At 57.0% G+C, this 23668-nt stretch carries 12 protein-coding genes; 5 read left to right on the forward strand and 7 right to left on the reverse strand.

Annotation, left to right across the window (positions count from 1 at the left end):
- Positions 1-110 precede the first annotated feature (110 nt).
- The gene (locus BM155_RS11325; protein WP_067154250.1) at positions 111-1067 is read left to right on the forward strand and encodes an acetyl-CoA carboxylase carboxyltransferase subunit alpha; all 957 of its coding nucleotides are present in this window, start codon (positions 111-113) and stop codon (positions 1065-1067) included.
- Positions 1068-1238: 171 nt separating this feature from the next.
- Here BM155_RS11325 and BM155_RS11330 read toward each other — a convergent pair whose 3' ends face one another.
- The 4 genes from BM155_RS11330 to BM155_RS11345 form a co-directional block, all read right to left on the reverse strand.
- A complete protein-coding gene (locus tag BM155_RS11330) occupies positions 1239-2696 on the reverse strand; it encodes a sugar porter family MFS transporter (protein WP_083421165.1) in 1458 nt (485 codons plus the stop codon).
- Positions 2697-3006: 310 nt separating this feature from the next.
- Positions 3007-5325 (reverse strand): glycoside hydrolase family 3 N-terminal domain-containing protein, encoded by a 2319-nt coding sequence (locus tag BM155_RS11335; protein ID WP_231902361.1) that lies wholly within the window; start codon positions 5323-5325, stop codon positions 3007-3009.
- Positions 5326-5465: 140 nt separating this feature from the next.
- The gene (locus BM155_RS11340; protein ID WP_254773174.1) at positions 5466-8180 is read right to left on the reverse strand and encodes a TonB-dependent receptor; all 2715 of its coding nucleotides are present in this window, start codon (positions 8178-8180) and stop codon (positions 5466-5468) included.
- Between the two features lie 286 nt (positions 8181-8466).
- Positions 8467-10623: a carbohydrate-binding protein gene (locus BM155_RS11345; RefSeq protein ID WP_083421166.1), complete on the reverse strand. Its 2157-nt coding sequence runs from the start codon at positions 10621-10623 to the stop codon at positions 8467-8469.
- A 231-nt stretch (positions 10624-10854) separates the two neighbouring features.
- On the opposite strand from BM155_RS11345, the gene BM155_RS11350 reads away from it, so the two are divergent.
- On the forward strand, positions 10855-12045 hold the full coding sequence (locus BM155_RS11350) for an AraC family transcriptional regulator (RefSeq protein WP_067154239.1): 1191 nt from the start codon (positions 10855-10857) through the stop codon (positions 12043-12045).
- 225 nt (positions 12046-12270) lie between these two features.
- Here the strand turns inward: BM155_RS11350 and BM155_RS11355 are convergent, their stop codons facing one another.
- Positions 12271-14826 carry a glycoside hydrolase family 3 protein gene (locus tag BM155_RS11355; RefSeq protein WP_074903178.1) on the reverse strand — a complete coding sequence of 852 codons (2556 nt, stop codon included), beginning with the start codon at positions 14824-14826 and terminating at the stop codon, positions 12271-12273.
- A gap of 68 nt (positions 14827-14894) precedes the next feature.
- Positions 14895-17417 (reverse strand): TonB-dependent receptor, encoded by a 2523-nt coding sequence (locus tag BM155_RS11360; RefSeq protein WP_074903180.1) that lies wholly within the window; start codon positions 17415-17417, stop codon positions 14895-14897.
- A 246-nt stretch (positions 17418-17663) separates the two neighbouring features.
- On the opposite strand from BM155_RS11360, the gene BM155_RS11365 reads away from it, so the two are divergent.
- Positions 17664-18869 carry a helix-turn-helix domain-containing protein gene (locus BM155_RS11365; RefSeq protein ID WP_067154231.1) on the forward strand — a complete coding sequence of 402 codons (1206 nt, stop codon included), beginning with the start codon at positions 17664-17666 and terminating at the stop codon, positions 18867-18869.
- Positions 18870-18884: 15 nt separating this feature from the next.
- On the opposite strand, the gene BM155_RS11370 is transcribed toward BM155_RS11365, so the two are convergent.
- The gene (locus BM155_RS11370) at positions 18885-20321 is read right to left on the reverse strand and encodes a sugar porter family MFS transporter (protein ID WP_083421167.1); all 1437 of its coding nucleotides are present in this window, start codon (positions 20319-20321) and stop codon (positions 18885-18887) included.
- A gap of 250 nt (positions 20322-20571) precedes the next feature.
- Between BM155_RS11370 and tilS the strand changes: the two genes are divergently transcribed.
- The gene (gene tilS, locus BM155_RS11375) at positions 20572-21846 is read left to right on the forward strand and encodes a tRNA lysidine(34) synthetase TilS (RefSeq protein WP_254773175.1); all 1275 of its coding nucleotides are present in this window, start codon (positions 20572-20574) and stop codon (positions 21844-21846) included.
- A 186-nt stretch (positions 21847-22032) separates the two neighbouring features.
- A complete protein-coding gene (pyrG, locus tag BM155_RS11380) occupies positions 22033-23661 on the forward strand; it encodes a CTP synthase (protein WP_074903182.1) in 1629 nt (542 codons plus the stop codon).
- Positions 23662-23668: the final 7 nt, after the last annotated feature.

Genomic DNA, 23668 nt, shown 5'->3' on the forward strand with positions numbered 1-23668 from the left:
CTGGTAAGCTAGCCGACATTTTTAAGTAACAGCGAATATGCGGGCCCGCGGCCCGCGAGCTGAACGGGGGCCGGCGCTCCCGGGTTCCCAAATATCAAGGCGCGGACTTCATGAATTTCAACTTTCTCGAATTTGAACAGCCGATCGCTGAGCTGGAAAGCAAGATCAAAGAGCTGCAGCATGTGGGTGACGATGTCGATCTGAATATTGCCGACGAGGTGGCCCGGCTGCGCGAGAAGAGCAGGAGCCTGACCGAATCCATCTACTCCAACCTCACCCCCTGGCAGGTGGTGCAGGTGGCGCGCCACCCACAGCGCCCCTATTCAAAGGATTATATTGAGCGTATTTTCACCGACTGGGATGAGCTGCACGGCGATCGCCATTTCGGCGATGACAAAGCCATTATTAGCGGCATCGCGCGCCTGAACGGAAAACCGGTGGCTGTGATCGGTGAGGAGAAAGGGCGCTCCGTAAACGAAAAGGTGGCGCGCAACTTTGGTATGCCCAAGCCGGAAGGCTATCGCAAGGCGCTGCGTATCATGCAGATGGCCGAGCGCTTCAAACTGCCGGTGCTGACCCTGATCGACACTCCCGGAGCCTATCCGGGCATCGACAGTGAAGAGCGGGGCATCAGTGAGGCCATCGCCCAAAATCTGGCGGTGATGTCCCGTCTGCGCACCCCCATCATCTGCACCGTGATTGGCGAAGGCTCCTCCGGCGGCGCGCTGGCGATCGGTGTGGGCGACCAGCTGAACATGCTGCAGTACTCCACTTACTTCGTGATCTCTCCCGAGGGCTGCGCCAATATCATCTGGAAAACCGTGGAGAAGGCGCCGCTGGCGGCCGAGGCCATGGGGGTGACTTCCAGTGTGCTGGAAGAGCTGGGTATCGTCGACGAAACAATTCCGGAACCTTTGGGTGGGGCTCATCGCGATCCGGATGCCATGGCCGCACGCTTGAAGGAACGCCTCGGCGATCAGTTGGAACGGCTGACCAGCACGCCCATCGACGAGCTGTTGGAGAAGCGCTACCAGCGGTTGATGAGCTACGGCAATATCGCTTCCTGATACCCGCTCGGGCGAACACAGGGTTCGCCCTTACCTTTCTGTTTTTATCTTTGCTGGCCCGTGCCATGCGCCCCGCCCCCTGCAATCGCGCGATAGTACGGGTGGGGCTGTTGGTACCAGTCCCGGAATAAACCGGCGCGAGCGGTCGGGGATCGATCCCTTCCGCCGCAATTATCCGCGGATTTCCTCCAGTTCCAGCCCCTTGGTTTCTTGCACCAGGTAGACCACGAAGACAATGGACAGAAGAGCAAACAGTGTGTAAATGCCGTAGGCTCCGGCGAGGCCGATTCCCGTCAGCATGATCGGGAAGGTCATGGTAATGCCGAAGTTGGCAACCCATTGGGAGAGGCCGGAAACTGCAAGGCCGGAGCCGCGGATCTGGTTGGGGAACATCTCGCCCAACAGGGTCCACATGGCCGGTCCCCAGGAACCGTTGAAGAAGAACACGTAGACGTTGGCCGCGATCAGTGCCAGCAAGCCCATGGACTGAGAGAGATGCAGTTTACCGTTTGCATCCACGGTGGCGCCGGCAAAGGCGAAGGCCACCAGACCAAGCGTCACCGCCATGCCGATGGAACCCGCTAGCAGCAGCGGTTTGCGGCCGATCCTGTCGATCAGTGTCATGGTAATCAGGCAGGCTGCAATGCTGACACCACCGGAGATGATGTTTATGAGCAGCGCATCTGCTTCGGAAAAACCCACCGCCTGCCACAGTACCGCGCCGTAATAGAAGACAACGTTGATGCCGACTAGCTGCTGGAAGGTAGCCAGGCCAATGCCCACCCACACAATCTTGCGCACCTTGCCCACACCGCCGCCATTGGATTCCAGCAGGTCTGACAGGCGCGGGCGGCGGTTGCTAACGGTGGACTGGCGAATGCTCTCCAGTTTGCCGGCTGCAGCCGCTTTACCGTAGAGCTTGCTCAATACAGCCCTGGCTTTCTCTGTCTGGCGGGAAAGCACCAGGTAGCGGGGGCTTTCCGGAATCAGTAGTAGGGTGCAAAAGAACAGCATCGCCGGAACGATTTCAATCCAGAACATCCAGCGCCAGGCGGTGTAGCCCAGCCACCAGTCATTAACCGCAGAGCCAGCAGCCTGGGCCAGCCAGTAATTGCTTACAAATGCTGCAAACAGACCAAAAATGATTGCTATCTGGTTGATGGTGGTCAGCCGACCGCGCAGGGCCGCCGGGGCTATCTCACTGATATACGCCGGTGACATTACGCTGGCCGCGCCCACCGCGAGACCGCCGAGAATGCGGTAGAAAACAAACTCCACGGAGCCGGTGGCAATGCCGGAACCCCAGGCGCTGACGACAAACAGGACCGCCGCAATCAGTAGCAGTGTCTTGCGTCCCCAAAGATCGGCCAGGCGACCGGCAAAAAAGGCACCCGCGGCGCAGCCCAGCAACATCGAGGCTACGTTAAAGCCCGTGCCGGCGGTATCGGAATGAAATGCCTGCTGCAGCCCGGTCACAGTGCCGTTGATCACGCCACTGTCGAACCCGAACAGGAAGCCACCGATGGTGGCCACACAGCAGATCAGGGTTATCAGGGGAAGGGGCGCCGCGTCTTGGCGCTCCTGTAGAGGCTCCAGGTTGCCTTCAGTGGATTTCTCATACGCTTGCATTGGTTACTTCCTGCTTTTAGGTGTTTGGTTGTTATTGTGTTGGGTTCGAAGTTCTTCTTTACGTAATCCGCAGGGGCCGTTGATTGCGATATTTTGGTGTGACAAAACTGTTCCACTTTGTGTGGATTTACTAAGTAAGGTGCGAAAACGGTTGGAATTACGTTTCTATCAGTTGGTGCCGAAAAAAAGGGAAGTTGTGGGGCAGCGAATTCTGTATTCACTGCCATATTTCTTTTACCCGCGCGCCACCCCATTTACGGAACTCGGGGCAGCGCTATCCGTTTATTTTGAACTATTTTTTATGGAGCACTTATTGCAGGGTAAAGCTGCCCTGCAAGCCCGATTCTGCGTCTGGTGCAATCCATACATGGAATTCACCGGGCTCGATCACCTGTTGCATCTGCGCGTTGTGGAAGGCCAGCTGGTTGGCTTTAAGTGTAAAACTCACGCGACGGGATTCTCCGGGCGCCAGGGTAATACGCTCGAAACCCTTTAATTCCCGTACCGGTCGCGACACACTGCCCACCAAGTCGCGCACATACAATTGCACGGTTTCGGTGGCGGTGCGCTTGCCGGTGTTGGTGATGGTGGCGGAAACATGCAATTGTCCATCTGCATCCAGAGTGCTGTCGGAAAGTTCCAGTTCACTGTAATGGAATTCGCTGTAGGTGAGGCCGTAACCGAATGGGAACAGCGGTTTGTGCCCGTAATCCAGCAGATTGGATGAGTTGCCCGGCTGATGCTGAAACACCTCGCGACCGATTTTTTCGATACGAGTGTAATTGTCATCGGTTGCCGGACGGCCAGTAGGTAGGTGGTTGTAATAGATAGGGATCTGGCCCGCGCCCACCGGCCAGCTCAACGGCAGGCGGCCGGAAGGTGAGGTTTCTCCGTAGAGCACCTCCGCCAGTGCCGGTCCGGCCATGGTTCCCGGGTGCCAGGCCATCATCACTGCGTCGGCCTGTTCGAGGGTTTGATCCAGCTGCAACGGGCGCCCAGCCATCAATACCATTGCCAGCGGCTTGCCGGTCTTGGCCAGCTCTGCCAGCAGTTGCGCCTGTGCGCCGGGCAGGCGAATATCGCCGCGGCTGTGGCCTTCGCCGGAGAGGATAGCTTCCTCGCCGCCGACAAAAAGCACTACATCGGCTTTTTTGGCCGCTTTGATTGCCGCTTTGAAACCGCGCGTGCTGGTGTCCCGGCTGTATTCGAGGCCGGCGGCGTAGAGAATTTTACCTTTATCACCCACCATCGCGCGCAGTGCAGGTAGCAGGGTGCGCGAGTGCTCTTTGTTACCGTTGTACACCCAAGTGCCCATCTGCTCGTGAGGGGCATCCGCCAATGGGCCAATAAGTGCGACCGTCTGGCCTTTCTTCAGCGGCAGCAGCTGTTTGTCGTTTTTGAGTAGGACGAAGGTTTCCTTGGCGGCCTCTTTGGCGGCATTCAGGAATTGGTCGTTGCGGATGATCTGCTCACGCTCGGCTGGCGTTTTTGCTCGGGGGTAGGGGTTTTCCCACAGTCCTAAGCGCAGTTTTACCCGCAGGATATTGGCCACCGCTGTATCTAACTGTGCTTCGGTAAATTCCCCTTCGTCCATTAATCTTGCCAGGAATTGTTCGTAGGTGTCCGTGTGCATCTCCATATCGATGCCCGCATTGGCGGCAAGGGCGGCGGCGTGCTTGGCGTCGCGAGCATAGCCGTGAGGAATCATTTCCATCACCGCGTTCCAGTCACTTACTACAAAGCCGTCAAACCCCCATTCGTCTCGCAGAATCTGTTTGAACAGGAAGGGGCTACCAGTGCCGGGGACATCGTTGAGGGAGCTGTAGGTACTCATGATACTCTGCATACCTGCGTCTATACCGGCCTTGAACGGCGGCAGGTAGATATCGCGTAGCAGGCGCTCGGGAATATAAGCACTGTTGTAATCGCGGCCGCCTTCTGCGGCACCGTAGCCGGCAAAGTGTTTGCCACAGGCAGCGAGGCTGGTGGGATCGGAGAGGTTGTCAGTCTGGAAACCTTCCACCATGGCGACACCGAGGATCGAGGTCAGCAGAGGATCTTCCCCCAGGGTTTCGGCGATGCGGCCCCAGCGCGGGTCGCGGCTGATGTCGATCATGGGTGCAAAGGTCCAGCGGATGCCATCGGCGCTGGCCTCTTGTGCGGCGATGCGCGCCCCGTTTCTAATCAGTTCCGGATTCCAGCTGGCGGCTTGGCCGAGAGGAATTGGGAAAATGGTTTCGTAGCCGTGGATTACATCCTGCCCAAACAGAAGCGGAATGCCCCGGGGGCTTTCTTCCACGGCGAGGCGTTGCAATTCCTCGAATGCATTGTTATCCACGGAACTGAAGTTGACATTCAGGAACCCTCCGACGCGTCCTTCGCGTATTGCCTGCTTGATATCTTTCATATCCTCGGCCTTGAAGGTTCCCCAGTCGCGCAGTGCCAGCTGACCGATTTTTTCCTGCACGGACATTTGTGCGAGTAGGCTCTGGATACGGGACTCGATGGCATTTTGTTGGCTGTGGGATTGGGTGGTAGCCACAGATTCGTTGGCGGCCTGAAGTGGCAGAGTGGCGGCGAGCGAGAGAAGCCCGGCCATAGCGGCAATATAAATGGGATACTTTTTCATACTAATCTCTCTCAGGTACTACTGACATCAGTTTGCTTGCGCGTAAAATCGGCGCGGGGAAAAAGGCCCCCGCCAGCATAGGTGGGGGCTAGGACGACAAGCGAAGGTGAAGATCGCTTTACTGTTAATCCGGCAGTCGGTTAAAAGTTGTAGTTGCCGCGGATGCCATAGAAACGCGGCATGGAAACCGGGCCTTTGATAACGCCGTCGCCACCGCCGGCCCAATAGGTTTCTTTTTGGTCGGTGAGGTTGTAAACGAAGGCTTCCACACTCCACTTGTTATCCGGCGCTTCCAGCTTCAGGGTGCTGTTTACACTGTGGAATGCCGGGCGCACATCGCTAAAGGCGTCGGGAGTTTCCGTGGCGAAGATATCGTAGTGTTTATCCACGTTTAGGAAGGTGTGGTATGACTTGTCTCGCCAGAAGTAGCTGAGGTGAGGAATAATGGCGAAGCCGTTGTCGAAACGAAACGTATGGGTGTAGTTCAGCTTGACACTGAGTTTCGGGGATGCCGCCAGTTCGTTGCCCTTGAGGTTAACTTTCATTGCATCGTTGTCTGGGTTGGTGGCTACGCCGTGATCCACTTCGAAAAGGTCAGTGGCTGCGAAATCCCAGTGATAGATAAAATCACTGGTGATTTCGGTGTCCAGCCAGGTCAGGTAACCTTCAAAGCGACCGTTTTCAATCGGTGCCCAGTCAAATTCCACTTCCAGACCTTTGATTACGGCGCTGCCGATGTTGTCTGTCTGGAAAACCGTCTGAGTTTCAGTGGTGATTTCACCGGTTAACTCGCCGGTTTCGTCATCCCGCTCTTCCACATAGTAGGGAAAGATACCTTTGGCCGATGCTGCCTGCATATCTTCGTAGTCGCTGTAGAAGAGCGTCGCCATGATGTTCAGGTTGCCGTCCAGGTAAGTGCCCTTGGCGCCCAGCTCGTAGGTGGTCACGATTTCTGGATCGTAGGTGTTCTGATGGCGCTCTTTAATGATGCGGTCGCCATTGGCATCGGTCAGGTATTCTGCAGTGGTGGGGTCTTGCTCATACTGTACAAACACGTCGCCGATGCCGCCGGATTTGAAGCCGTTGGCTATATACCCGAATACCATCAGGTCGTCGTTGACAATGTAATCCAGGCCCACGCGATAGTTGGTAAAATCCCAACTGCCTTTGGTCTGGTTGTCGCTGACGATGCTGTAGATGGAGGAGTCCTCGAAGTAATCCGTGGGCAACTGATTGAACGCATCGCGATCCCACGCCGGGAAACAAGCCTCGCCGGTTTGTGGATTAATGGTGTCAGCGTTACAGGCCATATTGTGACCGCCCACATCCTGCTTGGTATCTTCGGTGTAGCGCACACCAAGAGTCAGGTTCAGCTGGTCGGTGATGGCGTAGGTGCCCTGGGTAAAAAGGGCCTGGGATTTGAGGGTACGCTCAGGCTGATTCCAGTAGTCCGCATTTTGGCCACTGTTGATCCAGCCACCCTGCATATTGTTGTCTTCTTCAAAATAGAAAACGCCGGCAATCCACTGCAGCGGGCCAGAGCCGGTGGACTGCAACTGGAATTCGTGGGACTGGGAAGTAAAGGTCGCATCGCGAAAGAAGATGGACATATCCCAACCGGTGATGCCGCGGTCCTGATCGGAGCGCTGTGAGCGCACCTGCTGGCTCCAGCCGGCGTTGTACACCAAGGCGATTTCGTCGGAAAGATCCCAACTCAAATTGGAGCGTACGGATTCGATATTCAGGTCGAGAAATCCGGGCACACTGACGTTGACGGTGTAGTCGTCGGCACCGGGGCCATATACGCTTTCACAACCCAGCTGGCCGGGTATTGGTACATCGGAAATATTGCCGTCGGCATCCAGATAGTTGCCATCATCGTCTTTGCGGATGCGCTTGGCGGCCATATCACAGTTGAGGGTGTCGGTACCGCCGGCACTGTCGTCTTGGAATTGCTCATAGGCCAGCATCCACGATAGGGATTCTACGGGTTCCCACAGAGCGCTGATGCGGAAGGCGTATTGATCGGAGTTGTTGTAGAAGTCGGAAGGGTCGGCCTTGACCAGCTCCTGTACTTCACCGCTGCCCCAGCGCTCGCGCTGGCGCAGGCTGCGGTCTTCATCAGCACCGGTATACACTGGGGCGTTCTGAATTTCTTCCGGCAGGTAGCGCACATCCCACTGGTTGGGGTCGTAGTAGCCGTCGAGATAGGAGTCGCGGGTTTCCTGCATAAAGGAAGCGCGCAGGGCAAAGGTCTCGCTGACCGGGATATTGATCATGCCGCGGGTCTGCTGGTGGTTCCAGCGACCGAGTTCGATGCCGATGGACGCGTCGAACTCGTTGAAGTCCGGGCGCTTGGAGATGATGTTGACGTTACCCACGGTTGAGTTGCGCCCGAACAGCGTGCCTTGAGGACCGCGCATGGCTTCCACCCGCTCCACATCGAACATCAACGCCATGGCGCCCTGCGGGCGGGGAGAGTAGATGCCGTCCAGGTGTAAGCTCACTGAGGGATCACCCAGCTCGGTGATATTGGTGGACCGCACACCGCGCATGGCAACCACCGGCGCGGTCTGGGACGAGTCCATGGAGATTTCCATGTTCGGCACCATTTGCGCCATATCCTTGATGTTGGTCAGGCCCTCGCGGTCCAGTTTTTCCTGGCTGAAGGCGGTGATGGAAATCGGGGTTTCCATCAGGTTGGTTTCCCGCTTGGTGGCGGTAACGGTAACTTCTTCCAGAGAGTTGGTTTGGTAAGCGTCGTACTGTGAGTTTCTCTCTTCCTCCTGGGCAAGAGCCATTCCCGTGTTGACCAGGGCAATGGAGAGCGCCAAAGGCTTGTGCAGTCTCATCATCGTTTTCCTCTGAGATATGGTTATTGTTTTATGCCGCCTGCTGTGACGGAGGAGGAACTCTGCCAAAGACCTTTTGGCCGTGCGTTCGGGTACCGTTACTCGAACGAAAAATCCAGCTTTTTGGGGGGTTCGAGTAGTTTTGATCAGTCGTACGCTTTAAAAGTCTTTTAAAATCAATGGGTTAGTGTGTGTTCAGTTGAGGGCGCCAGTTGGCTTCCACAAGTGACAGGGGCCGCGACAGGTGTCGGCGGCTCCTGTATTTCGGCTTAGATTGTTGGCTTTTGGGTTACTTTTCAAGCAGCCATAGCTGGTTGTCACCGCCGTGATAAGTCCACTGCTGGATGTTGCCTCCGGGCTCGGTGGAGCCGTCCTGAACGTCCAGGGATTTGCCGCTGTGGACGGATATGATGCGGAATCGGTTGGCGTCGACCTGCTCGATCAGCCAGTTCTGGTTGTCACCGCCGCCGTATTCCCACTGTTGGATATTGGCGCCGTTACTTGTGGATGCGTCCTGCACATCTAGTGCTAAGCCGCTGTAGGTGTTTTCCAGCCGGTAACTGCCATCGCCGAGGGCAGTGATCTGCCAGGACTGGTTGCCGCCTTGGATTACGTTACCCCCATTGGTGGTTGCGCTGTCGGCAACACCCAGCAACAGGCCGCTGGCCAGGTTGCGGATCTGGTATTCGCCGTTGGCGATACTGCCAGGATCTTGGCTGCTTGCTCCCAGTTCAATCCAGTTCAGATTGAACCCGCCGCCGGCTACTTGCAGGCGCAGGGTTTGGATGCCCGCAGACAGGTTTACATTCAGGGATACCGACTGCCAATTCTGCCAACCGCCGGTGTTTGGAAAGCTGGTGTCGGCCAGCTGAGTGCCGTCGCTCATCAGTCGCAGCTGCCCGGTGCTGGTGGTGCTGGCGATGCGATAGGTCAATGTGTAAACACCACTCTGCGGCACATCGACCCGGTACTCCAGCCAGTCACCACTATCGATCCAGCCCACATTCTGTCCGCCGCCGCTGTCACTGGTGTCTTCAAGTTGAATTCCGGACATGGAACAGTAGCTTTCCGCTTCAATACGGCCGGTACTGTGCGGGGTGACGCTGTCGCAACTGGCTGGTGGCGGTGTGCTGCTGTTGGTTTTGATGGCATCGTAGAAATCCTGATGCCAGCTCACATTGGCGGAACCATTGCCGATGTGATTTTGGGCAAAATCGATCATGCCCGCATAGGCATTGGCCGGGGGGGTACCGCCGTGATTGATGTAATCCACGACTTGGCTGTAAATGCTATTGGGCTGAATGGTCCATAGGGTGCGATCGTGACTCATCTTTTTGAACGACCAGGGAAACTGGCCGGCGATGTTGTTTGCGGACCAGTCGGTGAGCTGGCGGATGATGTCGTTGTTGTCTTCACCATACTCCCCCAGGATCAACGGTACCCCCATGTTGTTGGTGCGGTCCGCGCGAGGGTAGAGGTCTGAGACGGCACCGGCATTGCCGAATACATAGTGGTGGGTCTGATACACCAGGTTGTGGTCCCAGCGGCTGTTGACACCGGTATTGGTCTGAGTAGTTGAGTCGGTCCAGTCGATCTTTTGCAGATCTGATGCCCACCAACTGCCTTCCGCGATGATCGCGTGGTTATTGTCCACTTCTCGGATGGCATTACGCATGGCGATTAGCGAGGGCAACAGCTCGTACTCGCGCCCGGCCTGAGGGACGGGTTCATTGATCAGGTCGTAACCCCAGATCACCGGTTCGTTCTTGTAGTAGTCGGCGATATGACGCCATACCTGGCTGGCGATTAGCACATTGTCGCCATCCCAGAATTTGACGGAATCCCGCGGCTGGCTGGCGTTGGAATCGATGTTATCGCTGTGGTCTCCGGGATTCTGGTAGCCGGGGGCGGCGTGCATGTCCAGCAGTACATAGAGACCGTGGGTGCGGCAGTAGTCGATCAGGCGATCCAAGTACTGGAAGCCGTGATCCGACAGTTGCCCATTTTCCCAGAACAAGTTGTAGTGGAAGGGGACGCGCACCGCATTGAACCCGAGACTTTTCAGATCGGCGATTTCCCGTTCCGTCACGTAGTTCAGGCGCCACTGGTGTTCGAATTCCTTGGCCTGGGCCATACTGCCAAAGGTGTCGGCCAGGCTGTTGAGGAACTGGGTATGGGTGCGGTAATTGAAATCTCCCATCATCAAATAACCCTCCCACAACAGCCAGTTGCCCAGATTGATGCCGTTGAGGTGAACAGGATTGCCGTTGCCGTCGACAATCTGTGTACCCTCAGTGTGCAGGTATTGCGCCTGAGCTGTATCGCCCCAGAGAAAGGCCAAGGCCAACAACAGGGTACTGGCGATCCCTGGCGACCTGTCTCGCGAGGAAATTTTTTTGTGGGAGGTGGACCATTTACCACCGATTGTGGGTATTATCTTTCTCATCTCGATAGTCCTTTATTATATTGGTTTGGTATGCGATACACAGAAGCTGTGGTCGCTGGGTCAATTTATACTTGGGACACAATAAGGTCGTTCGGCTGAAGGGAGAGAATCCGAACTGCAGGCGAACCTCAACGGATTGGCGAGGTTCGGCTGCCGTGGATTAGCCGAACGTTGCGGAAAAGCCAGAAAATAAAAATTTTGATTCTCTAACTGGCAATAAAAACAAAAGCGATGAGTGAAGTTCTATTTAATTTCCACGATATCATCCTGTGGATGACGGCCATGCAGTGCCTGTTTTTCGCTGTGCTATTGCTTGCGACCAACAGCCATAAACAGACAAGCACCCGCTTTCTGGCCGCTTTCCTGTTTGCCCATGCTTTTATCTCTCTGCATGAACTGATCCTCTGGGGTGCTGAGTTTAAGTTTAAGGTGCGGGATTTCTGGCCACAGCTCTACTTCCTCGGGGGATTTGCCTATTACCTCGACGGAGCTCTGCTATTCTTTTGTGTGAAATCCCTCGTCTTCCGCGATTTTGCTCTTCGCCGGCGGGACCTCCTACATTTACTGCCTGTGGTGCTCTTCTTTATCTACATGGTTGTGGTTTTCTTTAGGTTGCCCCTAGCGGAGCGCCTGGCAGTGATTCACAGCGAGGATCTGGTGTACAGCTGGCACTATGTGTTAGTGGAATTCCTGTGCAAATGCCTGCGGGTGGCCTATTGCCTCTGGTCTCTGCGGCTGATGCTGCAGTACATCCGCCTGTTGAAGTCCACCCACTCCAATGTCGAAAAAGTGGATCTCACCTGGATGCAGGTGCTGGTTTCGGGTTTCCTGGTGGTAATGTCCATGGAGGTCGTATTGAGTGTCGCCAAGCTGGCGAGCCTGCGTCAACACTACGATTTAAGGGTGTTCGAGGTGATCGGACTCACTGGCTATTACACATTGTTTATGTTGATTAATCTGCTGGTGTTTACCGGTATCCGCTATTTCGCCTATTTTGAGGGGGTGCACCAGCGGGAAAAGGGGCGCAAGCCGGCCACTGAGCAGATTTTGAACCCGGAGTTGGCGTCGGAGATAGATGCCGCGATGGAGCGCGACAAACCCTATCTGCAGCCTGACATCACCCTTGATATCCTGGCGGAACGGCTGTCCATGCCGGCGCGGGACCTGTCCATGGTGATCAACCGCCATTTTGGGGTTAATTTCTACGAGTTCATCAATCGCTATCGTGTCGGGGAGGCCTGCAGGTTGCTGCGTTCAGAAGCGGCGCGGGACAGGACCATCACAGACATTTACCTCAGCGTAGGGTTTAACAGTAAATCCGTATTCAACACATTCTTCAAGAAGACCGTGGGTATGACCCCTTCCCAGTATCGTCAGGCGGAGGAGGTTGAGGCGTTGCCTACGATAGTGCCAGCAGATTGATCACGTCTTTCGACGCTCAATGAAACGGCCCCCTGGGGGCGCTTCTTATTAATTCTCTGCCAGGCTTAAAGGTGTTTCGAGTCCGGAGGGGAGACCCGCCGGATACAGGTGTGTCTCCGGCGGAGCTACAGGGAAGTGTGCTTTCGAAATGTCCGTGCGATTGTCTGAGTGCCCCAGAATCAACTGCGGCACTCACTGAAAAAATTCAGAGGTCCTTTTTCTCAATCAACCGCGACATTTCAATTCCGCCGATTCCGCGGCGCCAGGCACATATTTGATATTTGCCACAGCCAGAGACAGGGGGCCTTTACTGCGGAGTGTTAGGCCACTGGAAATGCGGCTGAAATCCGCACCGGCGCGGACGAAGCACTGCAGATCGATGGATACATTGGACCAAGTGTCGGGAGACTGCTGTTGCAGCAGGCCTTGCAGTGGCAACTCCGCAGCACAGTCGTCCCCGCAGGCGATAATCGCATCAACGGGACCTTCCGGCGGCTGGTCCACGCGGATATCCATGGTCAGAGCGGCATTTTCCTTCAAATAGCGGTTTAGGTTTTGCGGTTTTGGGGCCACCAGCTGCACGCTGCCGTCCCGCAGTCCTTTCCAGTGGATCAGACGCGCGTCTTCCTGGGATTCCATGTCGATGGATGCCACGGTGATATTCTCGTCGCTGCCACTACTGGCGCGGTTCCCGGTAACAGGCAATGGCGCTTTGTCCGCATCGGCGATAAACAGCTGCCATGGCGAGCGCGGGCGGGATACCAGAAGCCAGGCGTCTTCCAGTCTGCCTTCGACATAGGTTTCGCCGTCTTCCGGTAGATTGTTGCTGATTTGTGTCTGATCGCCATAGTTGAGACCGTAGCCGTAGGCAAACAGAGGATCGTAGTTTTCATCCCGCCGGTTCAGCACTGTCTGGTGCACCAGCCGCGGCCAGCTGAAGGACAGGCGTCCAGTGAAATCGTGCTGGATATTGCCCTCGGCATCGGTCAGTATCACGTCGGCGATACCTGCTCCCTCGGAACCCGGTAGCCAGGCGGCAACGAAGGCATCGGATGCATTCAGCTCTTTGTTGACCCAAAGGGGGCGCCCCGAAATAAAAATACTGACCACGGGTATATTTTGCGCCTTCAGTTTTTTCAGCAGCGCCAGATCGGTTTTTATGCCCAGCTGATATTCAATACTGGCCAGGTCACCGTGCCATTCGGCGTATGGGTCTTCTCCGTATACCACTATGGCGACATCCGGTTTTCCGCCGTCACTGAAACTGTCTTTGGTGTAAGTGCCGTCAACACTCAGCAGGACTTCACCGCCGGCTTTTTTTACCGCGTCCCGAATACCGTCGTAAATTGAGGTGGCGCCGGGAAAATCTTCATCGGTATTGCCTGTGCCCTGCCAGGAAATGGTCCAGCCGCCGCTTTGCTTGGCGATATTGTCCGCCGCGTCTCCGGCGACGAGAATTTTCCCGCGGGGGTCTAGCGGCAGCAGGCCGCCGTTGTTTTTCAGCAGTACCAGGGATTTGCGCACGGCTTCGCGGGCGATGGCCCGGTGTTCGGCACTGCCCAGGATGCCGCTTTTGCCCGCCAGTGGCTGATTGCGCTCGAAGAGTCCCGCGCGCAGTTTGACCCGCAGAATCCGCGATACGGCGTCGTTGAGTCGCTCTGCGGAAATCTCCCCGCTTTTGGCTTGTGCCAGGGTATTTTCGTATAGAGCCTTCCAATCAGAGGGAACCATAAACATATCCAGACCGGCGTTGATAGCCTGGGGGCAGCTCTCTACGGTGCAGCCGGGTACGAATCTGTGTCCATTCCAATCGCCGACTACAAAACCGTCGAAACCGAGCCGGTTTTTTAATACTTCCGTCAGCAGATAGGCATGGCCGTGCAGGCGCTCGCCGTTCCAGCTGTTGAAGGATGCCATGATGGTCTGCACACCGGCTTTCAGTGCGGAGATATAACCAGCGGCGTGAATTTCTGCCAAGTCCTTTTCTGAAACTCGGGTGTCGCCGCGATCTCTGCCCCGCGTTGTACCGCCGTCGCCGACGAAATGTTTGGCAGCGGACACTAAGTGGTATCCGTCGAGAAAACTTGTGCTGCCTACTTCCCCCTGAATGCCTTTGATCATCTGTTCGGCGTAAGGCCCCAGTATCTCCGGGTCTTCGGAGTAGCTTTCGTAGGTGCGTCCCCAGCGGTCGTCCCGCGCCACGGCGACGGTGGGAGCGAAGGTCCAGTTGACACCGGTTACGGCGACTTCCCGTGCGGTCGCCTCACCGATGCGGCGGATCAAATCCGGGTCGCGTGTGGCGCCGAGGCCAATATTGTGGGGAAACAGTGTCGCGCCCACTAGGTTATTGTGGCCGTGAACAGCATCGGAACCCCAGATAATCGGTATCGCCACGCCGCCATCGGAGGTGTCCATAGAGGCTTCGTAGTAGGCGTCGGCCATTGCCAGCCAGTCCTGGGGCGAAGCGAATTTATCGTTGTTCGGGTAGGTGCCACCGCCGTTGAGGATGGAACCGAGATGGTATTTTCTCACGTCTTCCGGGGTGACGTATTTGATTTCCGCCTGAATTAATTGGCCGACTTTTTCTTCTATGGACATTTGCGCCAGCAGGCTTTCAATTCTGGCCTCCAGTTCCGGATCTTGCGGCAGTGCCGGTGCCAGCCTGGGCCAGGTGTCGGTGCGTTCATTATTGGTGGGTTTGGGTGGGGTGTCGTCGCCGCAGGCGGTAAGTCCCGCGCAGATCAGCAATATGCCGACGGATACAACTTTTCCAAAGGACATAGATACTCCTGGGATGCGGTAAATATCGGGTAAAAAAGCGGGGGGCCAGCCCCCGCTTTTTGATCGAGTCAGAAGTTGACTTTGAAGCGCATGCCGTAGGTGCGCGGCAAATTGGTAAAGCGCAGGTTGTTGCCGTGATCGATGATCCCTTTTTGCGAGACCACTTCATCGGTGAGGTTTGCACCATAGGCTTCGATCCGGAAGCGGCCGCTGTTGTCGGTAAAGCCCAGGCCCGCGTCCAGGTTCAGATAACCGTCCACGGCATCCGCGTAATCCGGGTCACTGCCGACCACCGTTTCACCGTCCACCAGATCGTAGTCGGTATTGTTCCAGATGGTGAGGTAATAATCGCTGCGATATTGGGCTGACAGTGTCCAGTCGAATGTGCCCAGATCCGATTCGATTTGTTGTGACAGTGCCAGATTAAAGGTGAAGTCCGGGGCCAGGGGCAGTGTATTGCCACTGAGGTCGACGATTGGCAGATCGGTGCCCCATCCCTGGCGAGTGTCGGCCATCACCCCTTCTTTGATTTCGGCATTCAGCCATAGGGCGGTCATATCCAGGGTCAGATTGGCCGGCAGCAGGAACTTGCTCTCAATTTCCAGCCCCGTAATCTCCGAGTCGGCAATATTGCGGTTCTGCAGAGAGCTGGCGCTTTCGTCGTCGCCGGTGGCGACGATCATCTGAAAGACCTGGTCGGTGTAGTCGTAATAAAAGAATGAAGCATTCAAGCGTGTTGGTACTGGGCCGAGGTCGAATTCGTTTTTTGTACCCACTTCATACATCACCAGTTTTTCCGGCGCGTAGGGCTCGGCCACCAGCTCGCCGTCGGGCATCACCAGAGTATCGTTAAAGCCGCCGGACTTGTGTCCACTGGCGATACTGGCGAAAAGCATGCTGCTGTCGGTCAGTTGGTAGGTGAGGCCGGTGCGGAAGTCGATATAGTCGTCTTCATAGCTGCCCTTCTGCTGTACCGGTGCACCGACAGTCCAGGGCATGGTGATGTCGGTGCAGGAGGGGTCTGTCACGCAGGCGATCTGGTCATCCAGGTTGTCGTCAACTCCCCAGCTGCCAATACCGTCGAGCAGGTAGGCGTATAGCTCCGCGTCGCTGGCGCCCAGGATGTCATAGTTGCTCCGGCCCAGGCCATCGTATTCAAAGCCGGGGGTGCCGATACGCGAGGGCAGGGCGGTGCCCCATTCATCGCCAGCTTCAAAGAAAGCGAAGGCCCAGTTGCCGCCAGTGCCAAAGCGGGATTTCTCTTCCGTGGTATGGCGGATACCGGCGAATGCGGTCAGTTCGTCTGTGAAGTCGTAGGACAGATCGGCATAAACCGCCGTTGAACTGCTGTCGACATCCGGCATTACCCACTCGGTGCCCGTGTACCAGGTACCGCCATCTGTCAGACTAAAGAGCGCCGCTTGCTGGTCTTCCTGAAAGTGGAAGATACCGGTGCTCCAGGTGAGGGGGCCGTCGCCATTGGAGAATAGGCGCAGTTCGTGAACGGTGGATTCCGACAGAGTTATCCAATACTGGCTGCTGTAATTCTGCTGGTTGACCTCGTCGTGGCCCGGGAAGTAGACCCCGTCGTTGGCGGCGTTGACCTGCTCAAAGTCCAGGTCGCGGTAACTGCTGGAAAGCTCCACGGAAAACCCGTCGAATTCGTGGGTCAGTACTGCCATCACGCCCGTGTGGCTGGAGTCCAGATCCCCCTCGGTACCGCGATAGAGCACCTCGCGAGGGTCGTCGAGGTCATCGAAGTCGTAGCCGTTCTGCAGTGCCTGCTTGATCTGGGCACCGGGATAGCCGGTGCCGCCCTCGTCGGTGCTGTCGGCAACCACATAAAGGCTGGTCGCCTCACTGATTTCCCACAGGGCGGAAAGGCGGAAGGATTGCACATCCTCACTGCCCGCGGCGTCCAGGCTGCTGTCGGCAGAGGCATTGCTAAAGTAGGGATCGTGTTCTTCGGTATAGGCTGCGAAGCGCACGGCAAAGTTATCAGTCACTGGCAGGTTGACCGCACCGCGCACACCGAAGGTACTGTAGTTGCCTGTAGTCACTTCGAAGTCGCCACCAAAGTTATCGAAGTCAGGCCGCTTGGTGACGATATTGAGTGTTCCCGCAGTGGCATTGCGCCCGCGCAGCGTGCCCTGGGGACCTTTTTTCACCTCCACCCGTTCGATATCGTAAAACATGGCGCCGACCCCTCTGGGGCGGGGGATGTAGACACCGTTGAGGTGGGTGGCCGCGGCTGGGTCCCCCAGCTCGGTGTTGTTGCTGGAGCCAACCCCGCGGATATAAATTTCCATATTGCCTTCCTGATCGGCAATATTCATCCCAGGTACGATATTTTGTAGATTTTGAAATGAGGTCCCCACGCCGAGGCGGTTGAGGCTATCCTGGTCGAATGCCTGGGCAACGCCGGCTACGCTCTGCAGCGATTGCTCGCGACGTTCCACGGTCACCACCACTTCTTCAAGTGCACTGTGTTCAGCTTGTTCTCCACTCTGCGCAGATAAAGAGCCTGTGGCAATACTGGCCGTGAATGCCATTACCGCCCCGGCCAGTTGGTTTCTCTTGAATCTCATCATCACTGTTACTCCTTTTTTATTGTGTCAGAGGTTGCCGGCGCGGGGGCCGGCATCGGAGCACTTTGAATCAAGTCGCCCGGCCGATCGTCTTTATGCGTGATTGATCGCAAGTTTGGACGTTCAAATACCGGTAAATCCCAAAGTCAGACGCGGGCGCGACGGGCTGTTTACGCGCACTTGCACGGTGGGAGCTGGCCAATTAACCTTCGGCCGCATAACAACAATGATTGAGAGAAGACGCTGAGGATGGATATCCTGCTGTTCAATTTCCACGATGTCGTGCTGTTGATGACCAGCTATCAATGCACCCTGTTCGGGCTGTTGCTGTTTGTCGTCAAGAGGGAAAATCGACTGAGCAATCTGTTTTTGGCGCTGTTTTTGTTCTCACAGGCGCTGATCCCAATAGATATCCTGATCAGCTTCGGGGCCGGTTTTCGCCAGTGGGCCATACAGACTTCACCGAACCTCTTTTATGTCTTCGGGTTCGCCTACTGGTTGGAGGGGCCACTACTCCTCTGGTACACGCGTTCGCTGATTTACCGGGATTACCGGCTGACCCGTTTTGATCTGGTGTACCTGCTGCCCTTTGCCGCCTACGCACTCTATGAGTATTTCGACTATTTCCGCTTTGATACCGCTACCAAGGTAGCGATGCTACAGAATTACAACCTGTATGAGGAATCGATACTGACTCACGGTATTGGATTTGCGCGCGAGGCATTGCGCCTGACTTTCGGTATTCTTTGTTTGTTGGAAGTCCGCAGCTGCCGGCGTCAGATTCGCGACAGCTACTCCAATATCGAAACGATTGACTTCAAGTGGCTGTTGATCCTCGTGTGGGGATTTCTCGTCATCCGCGGTTGGGCGGTGCTGGTAAATATCGCCATCATTTTTTCCGCGCATTTGGACACATATATCAACTACCGTCTAATGGGGCTGGCCAGCAATTACACGGTGTTTATCCTTGTCAGCGCCATGATTTTCTTCAGCCTCAGCTATTCGTCCATGTTTGAAGGTCTGGAAAGTGGGGAAGAGGAAGCCGGCGATAAAAAAGAACCAGCAGGCGGCGAAAAGATTGCGGTTGATATGGCGTTGGTGGAAAAGCTATCGCGCCACATGCAGGAGGCCAAGCCCTTTCTCGAACCGGCACTAACTCTGGAGCAACTGGCCAATCAGCTCGGTGTGCCGAGGCGGACCCTGTCCATGACAATCAACCGCCATTTCGAGCGCAATTTCTTCGAGTTTGTGAATCACTACCGCATCGAGGAAGCCAAGGCCCGCCTGGCCGACCCGGAATGCGCTGATCAAACGGTGATGGAAATCATGCTGGAGTCGGGTTTCAATACCAAGGCCACCTTTAACTCCCTGTTCAAGAAGTTGGTGGGGATGACCCCCACCCAATACCGGCAACGCAACCGCCCGGAGGAAAAATCGGCAAGTGCCCGGGCGTGATGCGGTGGGGTGGGCTCAGCCCACCATCTGCTCCAGTTCCATACCTTTGGTTTCCCGTACCAGCCGAAGGACGAAAACGGCCGAGAGAAGCGCAAACAGCATATAGATGCTGTAGGCTCCAGCGAGGCCGATTCCTGTCAGCAGAATGGGGAAGGTCATGGTTATGGCGAAGTTGGCTCCCCACTGGGAAAGCCCGGAAACCGCTAGCCCCGATCCGCGGATCTGGTTCGGGAACATTTCCCCGAGCATGGTCCACATCACAGGTCCCCAGGAGCCATTGAAGAAAAAGACATAGGCGTTGGCGGCCACCAGTGCCAGCAGACCCATGGAGTCGGAAAGCACCAGGTTGCCGTTGCCGTCCAGGCTCGCGGTGGTAAAGGCAATGGTCACCAGGGCCAATGTCGCCGCCATACCGATGGAGCCCGCCAGCAGCAGCGGTTTGCGCCCGATGCGGTCGATCAAACCGATAGTGATCAGGCAGGCGCCTATGCTCACGGCACCGGAGATGATATTGATCATCAATGCGTCCGCTTCGGAGAAGCCTACCGATTGCCACAAAACCGCACCGTAATAAAAGACGACGTTGATACCCACCAATTGCTGGAAGGTCGCCAGCCCGATGCCGACCCAGACAATAGTGCGGATTTTGCCGGCATGGTCCAGGAGGTCGGTGAGCCGCGGGCGGTGGTCCACCGCAATGGAGCCCCTGATGGCATTCAGTTTCTCCTCTACCCGCTCTTGTCCGTACAGCTTGCCGAGCACAGCACGGGCCCTTTCTATCTTTCTGGACAACACCAAGTAGCGCGGGCTCTCCGGAATCCAAAGGAGGGCGAGCAGGAACACGGCAGCGGGCAGGGCTTCCATCCAAAACATCCAGCGCCAGGCCTCATAGCCCATCCACAGCGGAGTGGTCGCGGAGCCCGCAGTTTGTGCAAGCAGGTAATTACTGACGAAGGCTCCGAAGAGGCCGCAGATCAGCGCCACTTGGTTGATGGTGATCAGGCGCCCGCGCCAGTCCGCCGGGGCTACTTCGCTGATGTAAGCCGGCGACATTACACTGGCGGCACCCACCGCCAGACCGCCGAGTATCCGGTAAACTACGAACTCCATTGAGGATTCGGCCACGCCGGACCCCCAGGCACTGATCAGAAAGAAGACAGCGGAAACGAGCAGCAGCTGCCGTCGCCCCCAGGCATCGGCGAGGCGGCCGGCAAAGAAGGCACCGGCGGCGCAGCCGAGCAACATGGAAGCCACGTTGAAGCCGGTGCCGGCGGTATCGGAATTAAACGCCTGCTGGAGTCCGGTCACTGTACCGTTGATAACGCCGCTGTCGAATCCAAACAGGAACCCGCCCAGGGTGGCGATTCCGCAGATGAAAATAATGAACGGCAGGGGCGGGGTCTCCTGCCGGTGGCTTCGGTTAGTTTCGAGAATGTTCTCAGCTGATTCCATAAGGGACTGCCTATTCCTGTTATTGTTTGAGCTTTAGGACCTGTTCACTCTGTATTCGCCGGCCGCGATGGACCTGTTCCTCGGTTCGTATCTCGAAACGCGACTATCGGATGCAGAGTGAGCATGCCTCCAAAATATGGCCGCTGCAGCGACGGGTGATCATTGCCTAAAAAGCGACCGCATATCGTCCGACATTGGGTATTTGCACAAAGTTGAACCGGGTAAAAAGTCAGACTTTAGGAAGAGCCGCGTGAATCGACTGCTTAAACAAGTGGAGCATGCACTGCAGCAGCAGCCGCGCGAGGGCGTGCGCTGGTTGGGGTTCAGTGGCGGTCTGGATTCCACGGTATTGCTGTACCTGTTGTGTGAGCTGGGTGTTGAAGTGCGCGCAGTGCACGTCCATCACGGCCTGTCCCCAAATGCAGATACCTGGCTGGCACACTGTGCGGAAACTGCCGAAGCCCTGGGGGTGCCCTTCACAGCGCGGCGCGTGCGGGTGGATGCGAAGGAGGGCGGACTGGAGCGGGCCGCCCGCGAGGCCCGTTACCGCGTGTTCGGTGAACTTTTGCAGCCGGGCGATACACTACTGCTCGCTCAGCACGGTGACGACCAGGTGGAAACCTTCTTTCTGCGCCTGTTGCGGGGTGCCGGTGCCCTGGGGTTGGCGGCCATGGCCACCAGCCGGCCGTTGGGGGGCGCGGTGGTCTTGCGCCCACTGCTCGGCACCAGCCGCGCCGAGTTGGCATCCTATGCCCGCGAGCGGAAGTTGCGCTGGATCGAGGACGAGAGTAATAGCGATCAGACTCTGGATCGCAACTACTTGCGCCAAGTGGTGCTGCCACCGTTGCGCGAACGCTGGCCGGTGCGCGAGCGGGTGACACGGGCGGCGGATAATCTGCGCGAGGCCGCGGAACTGCTGCGTGACCTGGGTCGTGGGGATCTGGAACTTTGCGACCGGAGGCGCGAGTCTTTCGGTGAAAGCCTGGACCTTGAGATGTTGCGGCGGCTGCCGGGGCGGCGCCAGAAAAACCTGCTGCGCTGCTGGCTGGCGGACAGCGGTGGTGATATGCCCGAGGCGCCGCACCTGCAACAGGCCTTGGATCAGGCATTGCAGGCGGGCGCCGACCGGCGCATGGCGGTCGGGCTCGGCGGCCGGGTGGCGCGCCGCTACCGCAATCGCCTCTACTTAACGCCGCCCCTGGGGAGACTGGCGGACGGCGAATGGCATTGGCAGGGAACTTCGGCTCTGCAATTGCCCGGCGGCTGGGAATTGCGGGCTCGCTCCGGGTGGCCGCAAGGGGATTACACCGTGCGATTCCGCCGTGGCGGCGAGCGGGCCAGGCCCGTGGGACGGCGCCACTCACAGACGCTGAAAAAATTACTGCAGGAAGCGGCGCTGGAGCCCTGGCTGAGGGAGTGGATTCCTCTGGTATACCGCGGTGAACGTTTAATCGCAGTGGGGGGGCTCTTTCTTTGTGACGAAGGTATTGCGGGCTCACTCGAATGGTGTTACCGCGGGCCCTGACGGCGGTGTACAGGCCGTGGCCCACGCGCTTGCTGATTGAGAAGGGAGCGCCTTTCTGGTAGTGTGGCGCCCCATTCTATAAGGCACCGGGATGGGCGGAGCAGCCTCCAGGGCAGTTCCGGAAAGTCGCCCGGGCCGGCCCCGCATCCCCGATCCCATCGGGCATTCAACTGACCAAGGTTTTGCATGACGCGCTATATTTTTGTCACTGGTGGCGTGGTTTCCTCTTTGGGGAAAGGTATCGCCTCCGCTTCCCTGGCCGCCATTCTCGAAGCCCGCGGCCTCAAGGTCACCATTCTCAAGCTGGATCCCTACATTAATGTGGACCCGGGCACCATGAGCCCCTTCCAGCACGGCGAGGTGTATGTCACCGAAGACGGTGCCGAGACGGATCTGGACCTGGGCCATTACGAGCGCTTTATCCGCACGCGCATGAGCAAGCGCAACAACTTTACCACCGGCCGTGTTTACGAAACCGTATTGCGCAAAGAGCGCCGCGGCGATTATCTGGGGGGGACCGTTCAGGTGATCCCCCATATCACCGACGAGATCAAGCGCCGCGTGGTCGAGGGCGGCCGCGATGTGGACGTGGCCATCGTTGAGATTGGCGGTACCGTGGGCGACATAGAGTCTCAGCCCTTCCTGGAGTCCGTGCGTCAGTTGCGCGTGGAGCTCGGGCTAAACCGGGCGCTGCTGATCCATCTGAGCTATGTGCCCTACATCACCACTGCCGGTGAAACCAAGACCAAGCCGACCCAGCACTCGGTGAAAGAACTGCGCTCCATCGGTCTGCAGCCGGATATACTGCTGTGCCGCTCCGAGCGGGAAATCGATGAAGATTCCCGCCGTAAGATCGCCCTCTTTACCAATGTGGAAGAGCGCGCAGTGGTGCCCTTGCCGGATGCCAAGACTATCTACGGTGTACCGCGCTTGCTGCACAGCCACGGTCTCGACGATATCGTGGTCGAAAAGCTGCAGCTGGAGTGCGATGCGCCGGACCTGTCCGAATGGGATGCGGTGGTCGATGGCAAGCTGAACCCGCAGCACGAAGTGAAGATCGCCATGGTCGGCAAATACATGGAGCTGCTGGACGCCTACAAATCCCTGATCGAAGCCCTGACCCACGCCGGTATCAAACACCGCTGCAAGGTGGATATCGACTATATCAATGCTGAAGATGTGGAGGGTGAGAACGGCATAGAGCTGATTAAAGGCGCCGACGCCATTCTGGTACCCGGCGGTTTTGGCGAGCGCGGCCTGGAGGGCAAGCTGGAAGCGGTGCGCTACGCGCGCGAAAACAACATTCCCTTCCTGGGGATCTGCCTCGGCCTGCAGTCGGTGGTAATCGAATACGCCCGCAATGTGTTGGGCCTGAAGGATGCCAACAGCACAGAGTTCGACGTCAAGACCCCACACCCGGTCATCGGTCTCATCACCGAATGGATCGATAGCGACGGGAATGTGGAGAAGCGCGACGAGCACTCCGATCTCGGCGGCACTATGCGCTTGGGAGGGCAGGAATGCCGCCTGACCAAGGACAGCAAGGCGCGGGAAATATACGGTTCCGACGTCATTGTCGAACGCCATCGCCACCGTTACGAAGTGAACAACAACTACGTCGACCGCCTGCAAAAAGCCGGGCTGAAAATCGGCGGCTGGTCCGCGGACGACACCCTGGTGGAAATGGTGGAGTTGCCGGAGCACCCCTGGTTTATCGCCTGTCAGTTCCACCCGGAGTTCACCTCAACGCCGCGGGATGGCCACCCATTGTTTGAGAGCTTTATCGCTGCGGCAATGGAGCAGCATAAAAAATAAAGTTTTG

It is taken from the genome of Microbulbifer thermotolerans (assembly GCF_900112305.1).
GTDB lineage: Bacteria > Pseudomonadota > Gammaproteobacteria > Pseudomonadales > Cellvibrionaceae > Microbulbifer > Microbulbifer thermotolerans.

Excerpts from the sequence above, each read along its gene's own strand:
- BM155_RS11370 (WP_083421167.1), bottom strand. The coding sequence starts at position 20,321 with ATGGAATCAGCTGAGAACATTCTCGAAACTAACCGAAGCCACCGGCAG.
- pyrG (WP_074903182.1), top strand. The coding sequence starts at position 22,033 with ATGACGCGCTATATTTTTGTCACTGGTGGCGTGGTTTCCTCTTTGGGG.
- BM155_RS11335 (WP_231902361.1), bottom strand. The coding sequence starts at position 5,325 with ATGAAAAAGTATCCCATTTATATTGCCGCTATGGCCGGGCTTCTCTCG.
- BM155_RS11355 (WP_074903178.1), bottom strand. The coding sequence starts at position 14,826 with ATGTCCTTTGGAAAAGTTGTATCCGTCGGCATATTGCTGATCTGCGCG.
- BM155_RS11360 (WP_074903180.1), bottom strand. The coding sequence starts at position 17,417 with ATGATGAGATTCAAGAGAAACCAACTGGCCGGGGCGGTAATGGCATTC.
- BM155_RS11340 (WP_254773174.1), bottom strand. The coding sequence starts at position 8,180 with ATGATGAGACTGCACAAGCCTTTGGCGCTCTCCATTGCCCTGGTCAAC.
- BM155_RS11345 (WP_083421166.1), bottom strand. The coding sequence starts at position 10,623 with ATGAGAAAGATAATACCCACAATCGGTGGTAAATGGTCCACCTCCCAC.
- BM155_RS11350 (WP_067154239.1), top strand. The coding sequence starts at position 10,855 with ATGAGTGAAGTTCTATTTAATTTCCACGATATCATCCTGTGGATGACG.
- BM155_RS11365 (WP_067154231.1), top strand. The coding sequence starts at position 17,664 with ATGGATATCCTGCTGTTCAATTTCCACGATGTCGTGCTGTTGATGACC.
- BM155_RS11330 (WP_083421165.1), bottom strand. The coding sequence starts at position 2,696 with ATGCAAGCGTATGAGAAATCCACTGAAGGCAACCTGGAGCCTCTACAG.
- BM155_RS11325 (WP_067154250.1), top strand. The coding sequence starts at position 111 with ATGAATTTCAACTTTCTCGAATTTGAACAGCCGATCGCTGAGCTGGAA.